Source organism: Bacteroides mediterraneensis (assembly GCF_016900355.1).
Classification (GTDB): Bacteria; Bacteroidota; Bacteroidia; order Bacteroidales; family Bacteroidaceae; genus Phocaeicola.
On sequence record NZ_JACJKA010000015.1, the window covers coordinates 23,363 to 38,195 of the forward strand.

13 protein-coding genes are annotated in these 14,833 nt (G+C 41.1%); all 13 read right to left on the reverse strand.

Annotated features, from left to right (window positions below; genetic code table 11):
• Nucleotides 1-2: 2 nt before the first annotated feature.
• The 13 genes from tssR to H6A28_RS09265 all read right to left on the reverse strand — a co-directional run bounded on the left by tssR (nucleotide 3) and on the right by H6A28_RS09265 (nucleotide 14,687).
• Entirely contained in the window at nucleotides 3-2,339 is a 2,337-nt protein-coding gene (gene tssR / locus H6A28_RS09205) for a type VI secretion system protein TssR domain-containing protein (RefSeq protein WP_204430103.1), read from the reverse strand.
• The gene (locus H6A28_RS09210) at nucleotides 2,336-3,277 is read right to left on the reverse strand and encodes a PKD domain-containing protein (RefSeq protein WP_204430102.1); all 942 of its coding nucleotides are present in this window, start codon (nucleotides 3,275-3,277) and stop codon (nucleotides 2,336-2,338) included. Before H6A28_RS09210 ends, tssR begins: the two co-directional genes overlap by 4 nt.
• A gap of 5 nt (nucleotides 3,278-3,282) precedes the next feature.
• Nucleotides 3,283-3,729, reverse strand: coding sequence for a type VI secretion system TssO (tssO, locus tag H6A28_RS09215; RefSeq protein ID WP_204430101.1), 447 nt, complete (start codon nucleotides 3,727-3,729; stop codon nucleotides 3,283-3,285).
• Nucleotides 3,726-4,220 carry a type VI secretion system TssO gene (gene tssO, locus H6A28_RS09220; RefSeq protein ID WP_204430100.1) on the reverse strand — a complete coding sequence of 165 codons (495 nt, stop codon included), beginning with the start codon at nucleotides 4,218-4,220 and terminating at the stop codon, nucleotides 3,726-3,728. The genes tssO (H6A28_RS09215) and tssO (H6A28_RS09220) overlap by 4 nt, the downstream gene beginning before the upstream one ends.
• 29 nt (nucleotides 4,221-4,249) lie before the next feature.
• The gene (locus tag H6A28_RS09225; RefSeq protein ID WP_204430099.1) at nucleotides 4,250-5,401 is read right to left on the reverse strand and encodes a hypothetical protein; all 1,152 of its coding nucleotides are present in this window, start codon (nucleotides 5,399-5,401) and stop codon (nucleotides 4,250-4,252) included.
• A gap of 19 nt (nucleotides 5,402-5,420) precedes the next feature.
• A complete protein-coding gene (locus tag H6A28_RS09230) occupies nucleotides 5,421-6,299 on the reverse strand; it encodes a TssN family type VI secretion system protein (protein ID WP_204430098.1) in 879 nt (292 codons plus the stop codon).
• Nucleotides 6,300-6,318: 19 nt separating this feature from the next.
• The gene (locus tag H6A28_RS09235; protein ID WP_204430097.1) at nucleotides 6,319-7,257 is read right to left on the reverse strand and encodes a hypothetical protein; all 939 of its coding nucleotides are present in this window, start codon (nucleotides 7,255-7,257) and stop codon (nucleotides 6,319-6,321) included.
• A complete protein-coding gene (locus H6A28_RS09240; protein ID WP_204430096.1) occupies nucleotides 7,242-9,677 on the reverse strand; it encodes an AAA family ATPase in 2,436 nt (811 codons plus the stop codon). The genes H6A28_RS09235 and H6A28_RS09240 overlap by 16 nt, the downstream gene beginning before the upstream one ends.
• Nucleotides 9,674-11,455, reverse strand: a complete 1,782-nt coding sequence (locus H6A28_RS09245) for a type VI secretion system baseplate subunit TssF (protein ID WP_204430094.1) — start codon at nucleotides 11,453-11,455, stop codon at nucleotides 9,674-9,676. The genes H6A28_RS09240 and H6A28_RS09245 overlap by 4 nt, the downstream gene beginning before the upstream one ends.
• Nucleotides 11,456-11,468: 13 nt before the next feature.
• Entirely contained in the window at nucleotides 11,469-11,888 is a 420-nt protein-coding gene (locus H6A28_RS09250) for a GPW/gp25 family protein (RefSeq protein ID WP_204430092.1), read from the reverse strand.
• Between the two features lie 327 nt (nucleotides 11,889-12,215).
• The gene (locus H6A28_RS09255; protein ID WP_204430090.1) at nucleotides 12,216-13,076 is read right to left on the reverse strand and encodes a transposase; all 861 of its coding nucleotides are present in this window, start codon (nucleotides 13,074-13,076) and stop codon (nucleotides 12,216-12,218) included.
• A gap of 887 nt (nucleotides 13,077-13,963) precedes the next feature.
• Complete coding sequence (locus H6A28_RS09260) at nucleotides 13,964-14,443, reverse strand: hypothetical protein (protein WP_204430086.1); 480 nt, start codon at nucleotides 14,441-14,443, stop codon at nucleotides 13,964-13,966.
• Between the two features lie 4 nt (nucleotides 14,444-14,447).
• A complete protein-coding gene (locus H6A28_RS09265; protein ID WP_204430085.1) occupies nucleotides 14,448-14,687 on the reverse strand; it encodes a hypothetical protein in 240 nt (79 codons plus the stop codon).
• Nucleotides 14,688-14,833 lie beyond the last annotated feature (146 nt).

Here is a 14,833-nt window from a genome sequence, read left to right on the forward strand (position 1 = left end):
CATTATAATAAGAATTGTTTGGGTATAAAGTAATAAGTATCTCCTGATAAATCTACCGTTTCAAATTCATTTTGCATGTATAGATCTTCCAGTTTTTTCATCTTGTCAACCAGCACCGAATATGTTTCATGGAAGCCGTTCTTTTTGCACTTGCGTACCTTCAGACGGCGAATTTTCAATGTCTGAAGCAATTCTTCATTGGCTTGGATGCCTGTCCGGTAGTAGAAGAGGTCTGCAACGGTTGGGTTCAACTTCAATACCTTACGGTGAAAGTCCTTGTTAATGCTTCTCCGTTGTTTCCTGTAAACTCTGCGGAGTACCCGGAACTCTTTTTTACGGATACTGTCAGTGAATTCCGGTAGCAGTCCTCTATATCTCTGCAAAAGGTTTTCGAGTTCTGAAGCATTGAACAAATAGCCGTTCTTGTATCGGGTCAATATAGAGTCGGGAACAGACAACCGGATATAGTAGGTGTCTTGGATGCTGTTGCGACTGATATTGGTCAACGGGAGGGTATCAGACAGGCTTGAGCGTGCAAGAATTTCTTCTATTCCCTTGGTCGGACTGCTACGGAGGGTGCCGATTTTATGTTCATAAAAATGTAAGGATTTCAACAAGGTTTGGTCTACCTGGCGGATTTGTGAGTGAAGAGAGTCCAGAGCCAGGTCGAGTGACGTGTTCTGTAACATTCCTCGTCCTTTGGGGAAAATGATTCCTCCGACGGAAAGGCTGTTTGCCGGGGCATCATACAGGTAAATATTGGCATCTTCCATAGCTACGTTTTGGAAGAATTCTGGTTTCACCAAATTGTCGTCTACAATGTAATTGGTGATAAAATCGACATAAGCTTCCGAAAAATAGCTTTGAATGGATTTGGCTTGCAGAATAAAGTCTTGATAAGGCTTATCCGTAGAGCGTTTTGTCTGGACGAATAGGAAGCTGCCCGATTTCTTTGCGATATGCCTTACAATGTCTTTGCGGATGTTTAAGTCTTGGTTGCTGCCCAGAATGATAAAAATATTTCTACTGAATGCTGATTCTCCGACAGCTTCCAGAATATGTTGTAGGGCAGGATTGAGACCGGCTTGGTCCGCTTGGGGAAGCCGCTCTTTATGGGTAGTGGCATCACTGATGAAATTAAGCCATTCAGCAAAGCCGGAAGTAAGGGAAGAATAACGGTTGCCGTCGGGCGAAATGAGGGTGGCTGTAAAAGCGTATGAATTTTCTGGAAACAGCTTCAACTTTAGGTTCTGAAGTGTATTGCTGAATCTGTTTGCTTGTGGGCTGTCTCCGTCAAAGAATAGAAAATGGATGTTGATTTGTGAATGCTCTGCTTCCATACGCCGGATATCGCTTGCCGGAATATTTCCGCCTTTGATATTGATCAGGTTATTGGAGTGACGGTTCCAGACTGCTACGGGAAAGTTGATTTCCGTATCATCACCTTCACAAGTCGTATTGCCTTGATAGTTGAATAAGGCTTTCGATTGGAGATCGTATTCATGAATGTAAAAAGTATCGGCCAGGTTTTGTATTCCGGGTATGGAATCGCGCCAATTGTCTGTATGAAGTAAAAATGTCTGTTGTTGCCCAGCCTTGGCTACGAAATCGGCAGGTACCCAGCCGAGTATTTTCCGTGAGGTGTCCTCCAAAGACGGACAATCCGATACCAAGGCGGCACGTCCGCTTGGGTCGTATTTATAGACATAAACGATTTGGCCGTTTTGCAAGCCTCCGGCTATTTTGTTTCTCAGGAATGGTTCGTTATAGACGGTTAGGGTATCGCCTCTGAAATATTTTGATAGATTGAACAGCCTTCCCGGATGGGTTATTCCTATGCGGTATTTTATGGGAAGATTGTTTTTCTCGTCCACAAAGGCATGGCTGTATGCCAGGAGGTTGTTTTTGGGTATCCAGCCTACGTATTTCACTGATTCTGGTGTTTTGAAATGCCTTTTCTTATTGAGGAGAAAACTGAAAAAGATCTTGGGTTTGCCCAAAATACCCGGATCGGCACATACTAATTCATAGTTATCGTTTTCTTCACCGATGACGTAATAGGCTGTACCCATTTCTTGCTGTTTCGCTTTTCGCTGGAAATAGGGGTCTTCGTATGCCTGATTGTTATTTCTGTCCGAATAAACGACCAGGCTGGAACGGTTTTTCCTTAACGTTGGAGGGTTCAAGGCATCGATGTCATAATTAAAACTGTTTCTACCGACAATCCGGATTCTGTCCCATGCGGATACTTGCCCGAAACCGGATAAGGGAGACGCGCATGCGGCCAGTACGACGAGCGGCATGTATATTGTATGGATATATTTATATAATCGTATCATGGTTCCATATAGCTTTGAGTGACCTGTATTGTTGATACACACTTTATATTGTCAATGTGCACTTCGTCTATGTGCACCCGTTTTTTATTGTTGCTTTCGAGGAAATGAAGCCCTTGGCAATATCCCGTAAAATCATTGTATTTTTCTCCATTGACCACAACGGCCACTTGGTCTGCCGGAATGCAGAAATATTTATTGCGGATATAATTGGTATGTTCATAATAGACCGAACGCTGGGAGACCTTTGCGTCCGCAATGGCTTGCAGATGCTTTCGGATATCGTCCTGGGCCAAAGTCAAAGAGTCCACCACAACCATCTCTTCCACCTTCTCAAAGCGTGGCAGGATGGTGATAGGATGCTTGATAGGGTATTTGGTGGTGTTGGTCTGTAGGAGAATGGTGTATTCGCCCGGGGTTTCGTAGGTATAGACAACTTGCTGGTCGTATGCATCGACCGTGCCGCTTTCGCCGAATTCCCATAGCCAGGTGTCCATACCATACCCTTCTGCCGCAAATACCAGTTCTTCTCCTTGGTATCCTTCGGATACTCCATAGATGTGCGGGACGGAATCAATGGCTGCTCTTTCCGTTCCGGAAACTACTTTGATGTATTTGCTGATGGAATAAGCGTCATTGACATTGAGGGTTATCAAGTATTTCCCTGGTTTCTTATAGGCGTATACCACATTCTTGCTTCTCATCAGTGTATCGCCGTTACCCATTTGCCATAAGAGTTTCTTGCCTTGAATCGCTGTTGTATCGTTGACTAACAACTCCAGACGTTCGTTCACCTCATAGTGATAATTGTCATTGGAGTCAAAAATATAGAAGTCTATATGGCTGAATTCAGATTTTGAGGGCAACAACAGGATGATGAGAATGCCGCAAACTGCCAGCACGCCCAAAGCAATAATCGTTATTTTTCTTTTATCGTCCATATCAGTTATAAGTTTGCTTTACATTCTTCCAAATCTTCTTCTATCAGCTCGTTGTTGTGGATGACACTGTTAAGCTCTTCCCGGATGTCAAATTGAAATTTCAATGTCCGTGAAGATAATACGCTGAAAAAGAACTTTGAATTCATGTTGTTCTTGATATAAATATCTCTGAGCGAGGATATTTCACCTTTAATCTCATCCATACGCTGCACTTGATACACATTGAAGTCCAGTGAATCGACTTCACTCCATACGATGGCGGCTTTCTCAGCAAGTTCCTTTTGCTGCTCGAATACCGTTTCAGAATGGTTGATGTCCTTGATTAAGTCTGAACTTTCTTCCATCGGTACATCAAAAACGTATTTGACCAGCAATATGAAGATAACTGCTACCGAAAAAACAAGGAGCAAGGTAAAACGTATGTTTGTCCAAATGGTTTCGTCTCTTGTCATGGCTTTGTTGATTGTTGTTTGGTTAGTTCCTGATATTTCATACGGCATTTTTCCAATTGTTCCATATTGGATTCACGCTTTTTGTTCTCTCGGTCAAGGTTGTCCATGGTGGATTGAATGACCTTGATTTGCTCAAGCATTTGTTGGTATATCTCATAGTTCCCCCATTCAATCAGGGATATTTCATCTTCCATGCGCAGCCTTTTTCGGGTGATTAGCTGCTGCATATGCTTGTGCTCGCTCGTGTTGCGCTGCTTCATCTTCAAATTGTTCAGGTCTTTGAAAAGCTCTTCCATTTGGAAATTCAGTTCGGCCTGTTTTTTGAACATTTCATCGTATTCTGCTTTTTTTTCTTTAAGGAGCGAAATTCCTTTTTGTGCTGTGACGATAGATGCGCTCCCGCAAAGTGCTGTTAACAGAAGGGTGATAAAAAACACTAAACAGAAAATGGCCTTTTTCTGCTTGCGGTCGTCTGTATTTAGAGTTTCCATTCTTCTTTAATTTTAAGGTTATTATATTGTCATTCCATGAAGAACCATCTTTTTTTCTTCTGCTGTGAAAGGGGAGTTTTGTGTTCTTCGCCCATAACAATGTTTTCGCGTACCAGACCGATATATTCCAGTTCGCTCATCTTATGGAACATCTTGCGCAGAAGGGTGATAAACGCCCCTGATACATTTAGCGAATCAATGATTTCTGTATGGTTGTATTTCAAGGATACGACATTTTCCATGTCTCGCATAAAATCGGAAGGAGTGATATCCGTCCATTCATAGTAGTATTGCAGCAATTCTTCTCGTTCGGTCTCTGAAATGGTCTGCAAGGCGGAAGCCAGCTTGTTTGCCAGTTCGTTGATGGCTTGTACGATAAATATAGGGGGCTGCTCTTCTGCAATCTGTTCCAAATAGAATATACGGCTGTCATAGAAGCTGTTAAAAGCCTCACAGAGAACGAATGTGTTGTTGGCCAGTATATCCCTGCGCTTATCGGATATGTTCCGGTTATAAATCAAGCGGATGTCATCCCGGATAGCATGAAGCGTATGGTTCAGTTGGTTGAGAAAACTTCTTACACCATCGTGATAGGCTGATTTTTGCAGAGGCGGTATATATTGCCTGTTGACTGAAAAAGAGTTCCCTTGTGTCTGGATCTCACCGACAATCAGAAAATTCTTGTTATAAAACGCCTTGTTGACTTGATTTTTCGGAACAAGGTGCATGCCGATTTCAGGCAAAACATTCGGATGTCGCAGTGGCACTTCGTCAGGATCTGGTTCTCCTACGGGAATCAACCGATAGGGATTGACGGAGACAAGAATATAGAATGCATTGTCGCCAATGGTGGAGTAGCCGTTGGCTGCCATAGTGGCTGAAGGTATGTAGTCCCCATACAATCCGTCATAAAACAGGATGGGTATGCCGCTTCTGGTCAATGCATTACAAGATTTCAAATGTACGGATAAGGTATCAACGGTCATTCCGCTGATTTCGATTTCAATACTTTCTCCGGAATTTTCCAGGGCATCTCCCAGACCATAATTGTAGTTGGTCAGGGATTGGCTGACAGTTCGGTAATTTGATTCGAGAATACTGAAATAATTCTCCACCAAATGTTCGGCTCTCAATTTCAGACCGTCTGCCCAATTGATAGGCAAGTGTTCTATCTTATTCATATATTGTAATATTCATTTACTATTCGTTTGTTGTTTCGACTTTTACTCGGCGTATATATATGGTTCGATTGTTCCTTATTTTATTTTGCTCGCTGGTTTTAAGCGGATCTAATATACGGATGAGGAAAGGGAAATTAAAGCCTCTGGACGTATAGAAGGTCCATCCGATTTTGTTATTGGCATCACCGGTTTCGATTTTATTTTGTGGATAACGCCTGTTTTGGTCTTCGATAAACCAGTTGAACCAATTGCCCAAAGAGATCCCGTCCGGCAAGCGGACTACCAGTGAAACGTAAGAACGGTCACTAAGCCTACGTTTGATTTTTACTTTTACGGACTTGGAACTATAACTATCGATATTGTCCCAATAATTCCGGTCAAAAGTTCCTAAATTCAGTTCCCACGGTTCGTAAATAGGAGGTGGAATCAGTGAGAACAACTGTTTGCTCCACATAATCATATAAGGCACAATGAACCAGAATACATTCAGGGTACACCAGAGAACATAAGGTAGCTTGCTTATTCGTTCAAACACCAGATAATATATCCAGCCACCTAATAGCCCTGTTACAATCAGCAATAAGATTGTCCCTACGGTTGACTTGTCAATACCAATGGATTTGAACAGGTTGCTTTTGGTAAATTTCCACAAAATAAATCCTAAACCGATATAGCTCAGTACGGTAAGTATTAACCCTCCCCAAACAAATTCATTGCGCAAAAGCCCAAACAAGGAGGGAAGAGCCATTATCAGAGCGGCAATCAAGATGAATATGATTGCTTTCTTCATGCTCAGCTTGCGTTTGAGCGTCCTCATTCCGTTCAGAACAAACAGAATGACAACCACAAACAGCGGCATAAGCAGGTATTTGGCAAAAATAGACACTAACATTTCCATAGTCTATAAAATTTTATCGTTACAGATTCGTATCATATCCCAAACGGTTTTTCCCCAATATACAGCCATAATCATTGAGAACAACATATTTTACAGTTATGTTCCGGATGGAAAGAATAAAAAAGTTGAGAATAGCGGTTACTGTCGATACCAACTGATTCAGGTAAGCATAATCATCCGCATGTTCTTTGAGCTTTATAACCGCTTCCAGGTTATCTTCTTCACATTGGATATTACCGTTCAATCCGATTGTAAAACCTAAAACGCCTTTTCCGACCGGTTGATAAATAGGAGCTGTAATGTAGTGTGGTACATATCTGAGCGAAACTTCCAGGTTTAGTACGATGGCAAAAAGTTTTTCAATCGCAGGCAGGTTCTCTTTGTATTTTTCCGCTTGGCACAAAAACAGGAATAACTTGTACCTTTCATAAGAGGAAATGGACAAGGGGACATTTTGAAGTTTTTTGATTGCCCGGTTCAGGTTCTGCCTGGATATCGGATTGGAAAAGAAATTCAAATGTCGATTGATGATATTGACATGTTCCTTGAAGAATGCCGTGTCAAAAAAAGAAAAAAAGGCTATCTGCTCCCTTTCTTGCTTCTTGTTGGTCCGGATGGCGTCCACGATTTCCTTGTTGCTCATGCCGGGCATACTGATAACCAGAGGATGGAACAGGAATTCAGGCAGCTGGTGATACATGCTGTTGCGGGCAAGATGCAAAGTGACAAATTCTTTATGTGAATTTGTAGTGGGAAAATAGCGCAAGGAAACATTCAGGACATCTTTCGATTTTACACGGGTATTCATGCCGTGGCATACCACAAGGATATGCTCCAGCAAGTCTTCGTTCAGGACAAACTGTAATTCGTCGAAGAAGATTTCCGCTACATAATCACCAGCTTTGCTTCGTTTCAGTCGGGTGATCTTGTCTTTCCGTTGTTCTACAGAAGTTCCCATACCAACTCTTCATTCTTTAAGTTAACAATGATTTTGTCTCCAGGTTTGACGCTTTCAGCGACAATCAGTTTGGATATGTTTTTCTTTATATAAGTTCGTATGACGCCGGCAATCGGTCTTGCTCCGTATTTGGGTGAAAATCCTTTCTTTGACAAATATTGCAATGCTTCTTCCGAGAGGTCCAGACGTATGTTTTTCTGCTTCAACAGTTGTTCTTGCAGACGTGAAAAATGCAACAGGAATATTTCCTGTGCGATTTCCTCGTTAATGGGAGAAAAGGGGACGACTTCAGTCAATCGGCCTAAAAATTCAGGACGGAAATATTGTGACATCACTTCTATCAATTTGGCAGAAGTTGGGGTATGTCCGGCTTGTATCTGATCTACAATCCATTGACTTCCGATATTGGAAGTAAAGATGATTATGGAGTTGGAAAAGTCTCCTTCACGTCCCAGTTTGTCATGAATCTTCCCTTCATCCATCATTTGGAGGAATACGTCATATACGCTGGAATGAGCCTTCTCGATTTCATCGAACAACACGACTGAATAAGGCTTTTGCCTGATTTGGGTGACAAGCAAACCTCCCTCTTCATAACCTACATATCCCGGAGGAGCACCGTAAAGCAAGGCGGCTGAATGTTCTTCCTTGAACTCGGACATGTCAAAACGAATCATGGCTGATTCATCGTCAAATAACAGTTCAGCCAACGATTTGGTCAACTCAGTTTTGCCGGTGCCGGTCGGACCCAGAAAAAAGAAGGAACCGATAGGTTTCTTAGGATCGCTCAATCCGCTGCGCGATTCTATGATAGCATCGGAAAGAGTGGATATGGCCCGTCCTTGTCCTTTGACCCGTTCCTGTAACTTACTCTCAATACCCAAAAGTCTGTCTTTTTCACGGGCTTGTATTTTTCCGATAGGGATATGGGTACTTTCAGCTACGATTGCCTCCAGTTCGGCACCGGTGACCTCTTCGATATTGCGGGAAGCCAGAATTGAAAGTTCGGAAAGAATCCGTTCCAGCCATTGAAGCTTTGTCTCGTCGCTGTCATCCTTGTTCCAGGTATAAGCTACGGAAAGCTTGGTAGTAAGTACAACGCTGGTCTTGTTGAATATGGTGCGATAAAGAAGGTATAAAGCTGATTCGTCCCAGTTTCCGCTTTCTTTCAGCTTATTGAAGTCCGAAATGAATCTCTCAATGATATATTTTACGTTTTTATTGCAGAGGCGCACTGCTGCAGAGGCCCTGTCCAGCAAATCTATTGCGGCAGAAGGAAGGCTTTTTTCCTTAAAGTATCGTTTGGATAATTGAATGGCATCTGGAATGCAATTGTCCGCGATTTTCAGTCCGTAATGTTCTTCGATCTTTTGTTGATGAAGCCGCAGGGCGCTTTTCAAGGTGGAGTCATCCAGCTCTTCTATTTTTATGACATCCAACCGGCTTTCGATAGAATGCTTTTCGATGTATTTGCGATAGGCATCGTTTGTCATTGTCAGTATTAGGTTGCACTGTCCCTCACTGATTTGCGAATTAAGAATGTTGACCAGAACATCGCTTTTGCCCCCATGTCCGTTTGCCAACAAAACATGCAGATCGTCTATGACCAGCACAACTTGTTCCAACTGTTCCAGCTTATGTATGAGTGCCACAATTTTCTGTGCTATCTCATTCTCAGAGGAGGTGGCGGCCAGCAATTTGGCTGCATTCAGACCGACAATCGGTAACTGTTGCAGCATTTCATCTTGATTCCTGCAAATCTCCTTGACAAAGGATTGGATGAGGGCGCTTTTACCAATGCCCGAATCGCCTACAATCATAATTCCTTTGTTTTCAGACCGTTCAAGGCATTCCAGCATAGTACGTACTTCCTTGTCGCGTCCGATAACTATTTCTCCGGCTTTTATGATAGCTTCCGATTTCAGATTGTCCGCATAAGGGACAGAAGCCAGCACTTGATTTTCTTCTCCTTGGTAGGAAAGTACGGAAGTGGAAGCATTATAGAATTGGAGTATATCTTCTTCACTGACTCCCAGCATTTCAATCTGATTGTGGGAATAAATGACACCTTCCCTTGAAATGGCTGCAAACACGCAAAGTGCATCAATTTGGTCGAATCCCAGCTTTATCTTGGAGCGTTCTGCCTCGTCTAATACTTTGGAGAGTTCTTCATCCGGACTGGGGGAGTCAGAATCACTTTCCGGTGATGAGTACATTTCTTTATGGGTTTCAAACCATTCCAGAATATATGCAACGTCCTTCTGCATGGATGCTAATATATCTTTTAGCCCCGTATCTCCTGTCAGCATAGCCAAAACGAGATGCGGTACACCATAGGTGCTTTGCCTTTCGTGCCGGGCCATTGCTTGGGCTGTTCTGATGGCTACGAGCAAACTGGGACTATAATCGCTTTCTTTCATAAGAATATTATTTTATAAGATGAATTACATACCGACCGCTCTGTCAAATCTGTTTCAAGGAAATGGGCAAGTGGTGACAAATCAGAATACGTATGGTTCCCGTCCAGTTTGATTTCAATCTGCATAACTCGTACGAAACCTTTTTTCTTCTCTGGTGCCATCTCTACACCATCCTTAAACTCTATAGATTTGACATTGCTGCCAATTTTATGCAAGATATAATTATGTATATCCTCTTTAGAGACAATTCTGTCGCGGCTGACCAGACCGTATCTCAGATTGTTTATTAAGTCTGTTTCTTCAGTATGGACAACTCCTTTTTGAACAGGTGTTCTGAATTGGAAACTTCCTGCATCGTATTTGTCTATATTGAATTGTTGTATAAAAGTCCTTTCATTGAACTCACATTCAAATTCACCGAGTGTTACCCAGAATTTAATCTCTGCACTGCTTGCTTCCGGTTTGGGAACAGTAAGTACAAAGACCCGTTGCTTTCGGCCGTCTTTGTCCGTATCTGTCGATTCCACATCTTTTTCAAACTCTTTGAGCTTTGCAGACAAGTCTTGAAGCTGGGTCGCAAGCATGTCAGGATTCATGGCAGCAAAGGCATTCCCGTCTTCTCGTATGCGTTGCAATGTTTTGGATATCAATGATGACGCATCATCAGAATCAAACCGTTCCAGATCTCCGAAATAGAGACTGAAAACGCCGGTAGGATGTTCATCATATTGCTGGAGACGGTTGACATATTCCGTTCCTGAATTATCTTGTATTGAGCGTATGTTGAGGAAATGACATTCTTTAGGGCATGGCAGCGGTATGATTCTTCCACTATTGGAGAAATTATGCTGCTTATAAACCAATTGCCTGTTCACCACTGGGTAGGTATTCAGGTAAATTTGCAAATTCCCTATATTGTCATAATTGAAGATTTCCGGCAATTCTATCTTTATCCACCAAAGTTTTACAGTCGTATCCACATTTTCATTGACAGGATTTGAATCTGGAAGCATTTGCTGGAGGGAAAAGAATGCTTTCGTTGCTTTCGCTACTTCTACTTTGAAATAATAATCATTGTAATAACGTCTGATTTCTTCAAAATAATGGGCATTATTGAATGGGTCTTTTACATCAAGTCCTATGTGTACCGACAAATTCTTTCCCTGGTAATCACAAAATCGAAGAGCTTTCAAAAAAGCGAGTAAAGACAGGTCTTTAGGGATAATGCAGAGTGTGAGGTCCTGCAACTTTTGCAGTTGTTCATCACTAATTGCTATTCCCAGCCAGATGGAACGGGTATCAAACGGCGTTTCCTTATCATGTTGAAGGATGGACGAGGAAAAAGTTTGTTTGTCTTTATACTCCCTGACTGTATTGCCAAAAACGGTCATACGCAATTGGGCATCCACTAACGGATATGAAAAAAGGGGAGTAAAAAAGACTTGGGTGTTTCCTTTGCCAAAAATGTATTTTTCAGCGTAAAAATGATCTTCCGCATCTAATAGACGCATTTCACCTCGGTTGGGGTTTATGGACATCAAGGCATGGGCCGGTGTAGGCAAAGACCATTTGTCGCCTGTTAGTATTTGGGACAAACGGGAAAGGATATGTGAGTCTGATTCTTCGATTTCGTTATGGAGTCTGGCCGATTCATAGGCGAACACATCCAGCAGCAAATCAACGACTGGATCCATATTCTTGGCATCCTCAATGCCCCACAGTTCCATTGCATACTTCAATATGCGTTCTTTTATTTCAATCAGCTTTTTATCTGCCATATCTGTTTATGTTTTATTGTGAAAGCGGACTGATATATACAAGTGTATTAAAATGGAAAGGCAAATCTGTAGAAACGATGTTGCCGGTTACCGTAATCTGTGCCTTGCGTCGTACATGTATGTTCTTCTTGTTCTCATCTTCTATTTCTGATAAGACAACTTTTACACTGACGTTTTTCAATCTCTTTTCATAAAGCTGAATAGCTTTTATTAAAGAAACTTGAACCTTTTCTTCCCATTCATTAATCTTCACCAACTGATTGAATTCCAAGTCCCAAATAGCAGAACCGTAATCTTCCCGTCCAACCACTTCTCCATGATGGGAAACGATCAGAAGCATTATCTGCTGTGCTATGGATTCCTCATAGGAACAGCGTTTTAGCCTTCCGTCCACAGCAGCATGTAGATTCATGGGTAGCTTTATGTAACTCATTTTTCTGCGAATTTACATTCTACCTTGCAAATATAGCATTTTAACGCCAAGACTAAACACTTTTAGAGAAAATATTTCGTGGAAAATTTTGCCGGTTCAAATTAAATTAGTAAAATACGCCGCTTTTTAAAAAGTAAGAGGTGGAATGGTATAACTAATTTTCATAATTTCAAATAGAATTTAATGAACAATAAGTTGCAGAGGCAGCAACGTGTTTGTTGCAGGCCGTTTGATACGGAATACCTGTCAAAAGAGGATTCAGCCTTGCAGTCATGCCATTGAATCCTTATTAATACGAATCAGGAGTTGGCTTCCTGGTTCAAAAGATTAAAAATTGACAAATGTAAGTAGAGCAATGGCCAACTTTCCAAAGGTATGTATCAACAAGCCTTTGGTAGCTCTTACTTTAGATGCTCTTTGAATTTCTGTTTTTTCATTCAGCCAATTAAAAAATGATTCGATGGGTTGTCTGAGTTTGGACACAGCTTGTGAGAACAGGTCTCTGGCTGCTTTATTCCTCTGTTTGAGCACTTCCGGCTCTCCCTTAATCTCCTTATGCGGGGTAAGGACTTTAACCGGATTACTCTCATTGAAGAAAGAAAAGTCGCAGTAAATCTTGTCCCCGAACACGGTCTTTCCGGACAGGTATGGCGCGCATTCGTTTTTGAATACTGTCAGGTCGTTGTCCGAAGCCGGTGTCAGAACTATCATCTCAGGAAAAGGTATTGTACCCTTCCTCCGCTGTCCTACCATGTGCAGTTTCATGCCATAGTAGTACATGTTCTTGGTAGAGCAATATCCTTTTGATGTTATCTCCGTTGCCACTTTCCCTTCCCGGTTCTTTCCTTTGCAGGTAACAATCGGTATGGAATCCACAATGGAAATGAGAGAGTCGCAATCCTCAGGCTTGAATGATTGTATCATGGTTTCCGCCAACACTTTAAAGGCTTCTGAAAGCATGTTCAAACGTGTATTGAATGTCTGGTAAGACGGCAGCTTAGGAAACCACGATGACAGATACTCCTTGGCGAAAGTATGGATCTCTCTGATGCCGAAGTATTTCTGGCAGTAACCGCAGAACAGATAGACGGTAAGAACCTCCTCGTCCGTAAACTCGGGATTGGAGTTGTTGCTGAATCTCTGGCAGTAGAAACGCAAAGAAGACTTATAGACATCACAGATATACATATACAAACTTATTAGTTTTAACTTTTTCTCCTTGGGAATCATAATTAGAAAATAAGTGGAATTATTGTTCTAATATACTGATTTTCAAGGAGATTACGAAATAAAACAATGAGATAATCAACTGAATTACAAACTTTTAAAACTTGAATCAGAAGCTATTTTCAACTCCTGATTCGCATTATTAACTAACGGGTTAAATATTTGCAAAACTTAAATCACCGTTAGATGAAATATCAGGGAAAATTACAATTGCTTTTAGGAAATTTATAATGTACTGGTTTGCCATTTATGCTTCATCCTCAGTAAAGAGTAAATTCGTTAGGAAGAACCGGGACATGGGCATGACGAAAAGCAGGTGTTTATAACCATCATACTTCATCGCAAGCATATTTGTACTATCCGGACATCTTTATGTGGAACTACAGGAAAAGGAGTCCGATATTTCATTGCATGGAAGATATGGACAATATGAGATTATCACCTCTTATTTTATATGCCAGACTCCGAATTGGGACAAGAGAAACACTTCTATTGCAACTATGATGATTAAACTTCCCCATATTATCAACAGACGACGCCCCCAATTTTTCTTATTTTTATACCTCAAATTAAGAGCTTCCTTATGTTTTGGAGTGTATCTGAAGTGGCAGAATAGGAATGGGAAAAGAAGAAGAATGATTGAAGCTATTATTTGTATTATGGGGGAAGTCTTTAATTTATAGACAATAGATAACAAAGGAAGGAATAATGTACAAAACCAACTTATCATTATTAGCATAGTCCCATCTCCGGGATTGTGTTCTTGTTGATGAAAGCGCTCTCCGGTATACCAGACATAATCAATTAAAGACAAGTTGAATTTCATATTGTTCCCAAAAGTAAGTTATTTAATATATTTTATAGCAGTAATCGCTCAATCCTTCGTCAATAATATCCCCTAAGCCTTTTGCTTCTCCATTTATTAATATGTTGATACCCATAGTTCCCAAATCTGCAGCAAACCAAATAGCAGCAATAATTGAACCAATGCCAGTGGTTGATGCTCCAAGCATCGCCCCATTTATAAAATGTGAAGGTCTTATTTCGCCAGAAACAATTACATCTGCAGCTAAAAGTACACCGCTCCCTTTGGTTACTTTACCTGCTATATTGCGATATTTGGCAACTTTACTTACGTCTTTAATCCTATGCTGTATTGAAAAATGCTTTTTCCACCTTGATTCCCAACGAAAAGCTGTTCCTGCGGTTTTGGTTTTGTGCCAAATTTCATTCCATTTATAATATCCGCCTGAATAAACCAGATAAGCAGAAAATGTACCGACTCCTAAATTTGTATAAAATATGCCTGTCCGGTTTTTTTCTCTCAAGTCATCAAAGGATATATTCTTTACCGCACCGTTGTACCATTCGCTTTATAATTGGTTGCATATAATACCGCAATTGCGAATCATTGCGCATCATGTCAATGAATATTTCCATTGCCAATTGATCAATATATTCTTTACGGTGCAATATGGACGTTCTTGAAATGGCTTTTTGATATGCTATTTCAATTTTTAATTGAATATACTCCGTTAAAGGCTGAATCTTATTTTCTTCTATAGGTGACATTGATAAAAAGTTTTTTGGATGAAATATTTGACACAACACTATTTTCAAATGCTTCACACCCGTATGCAAGTTTCTTTTCAAAGCCTTGAAGAGAAATAGGACTGTTGAAAATCAATATCCTAAAACCTTATTTGATTATTTCTCTT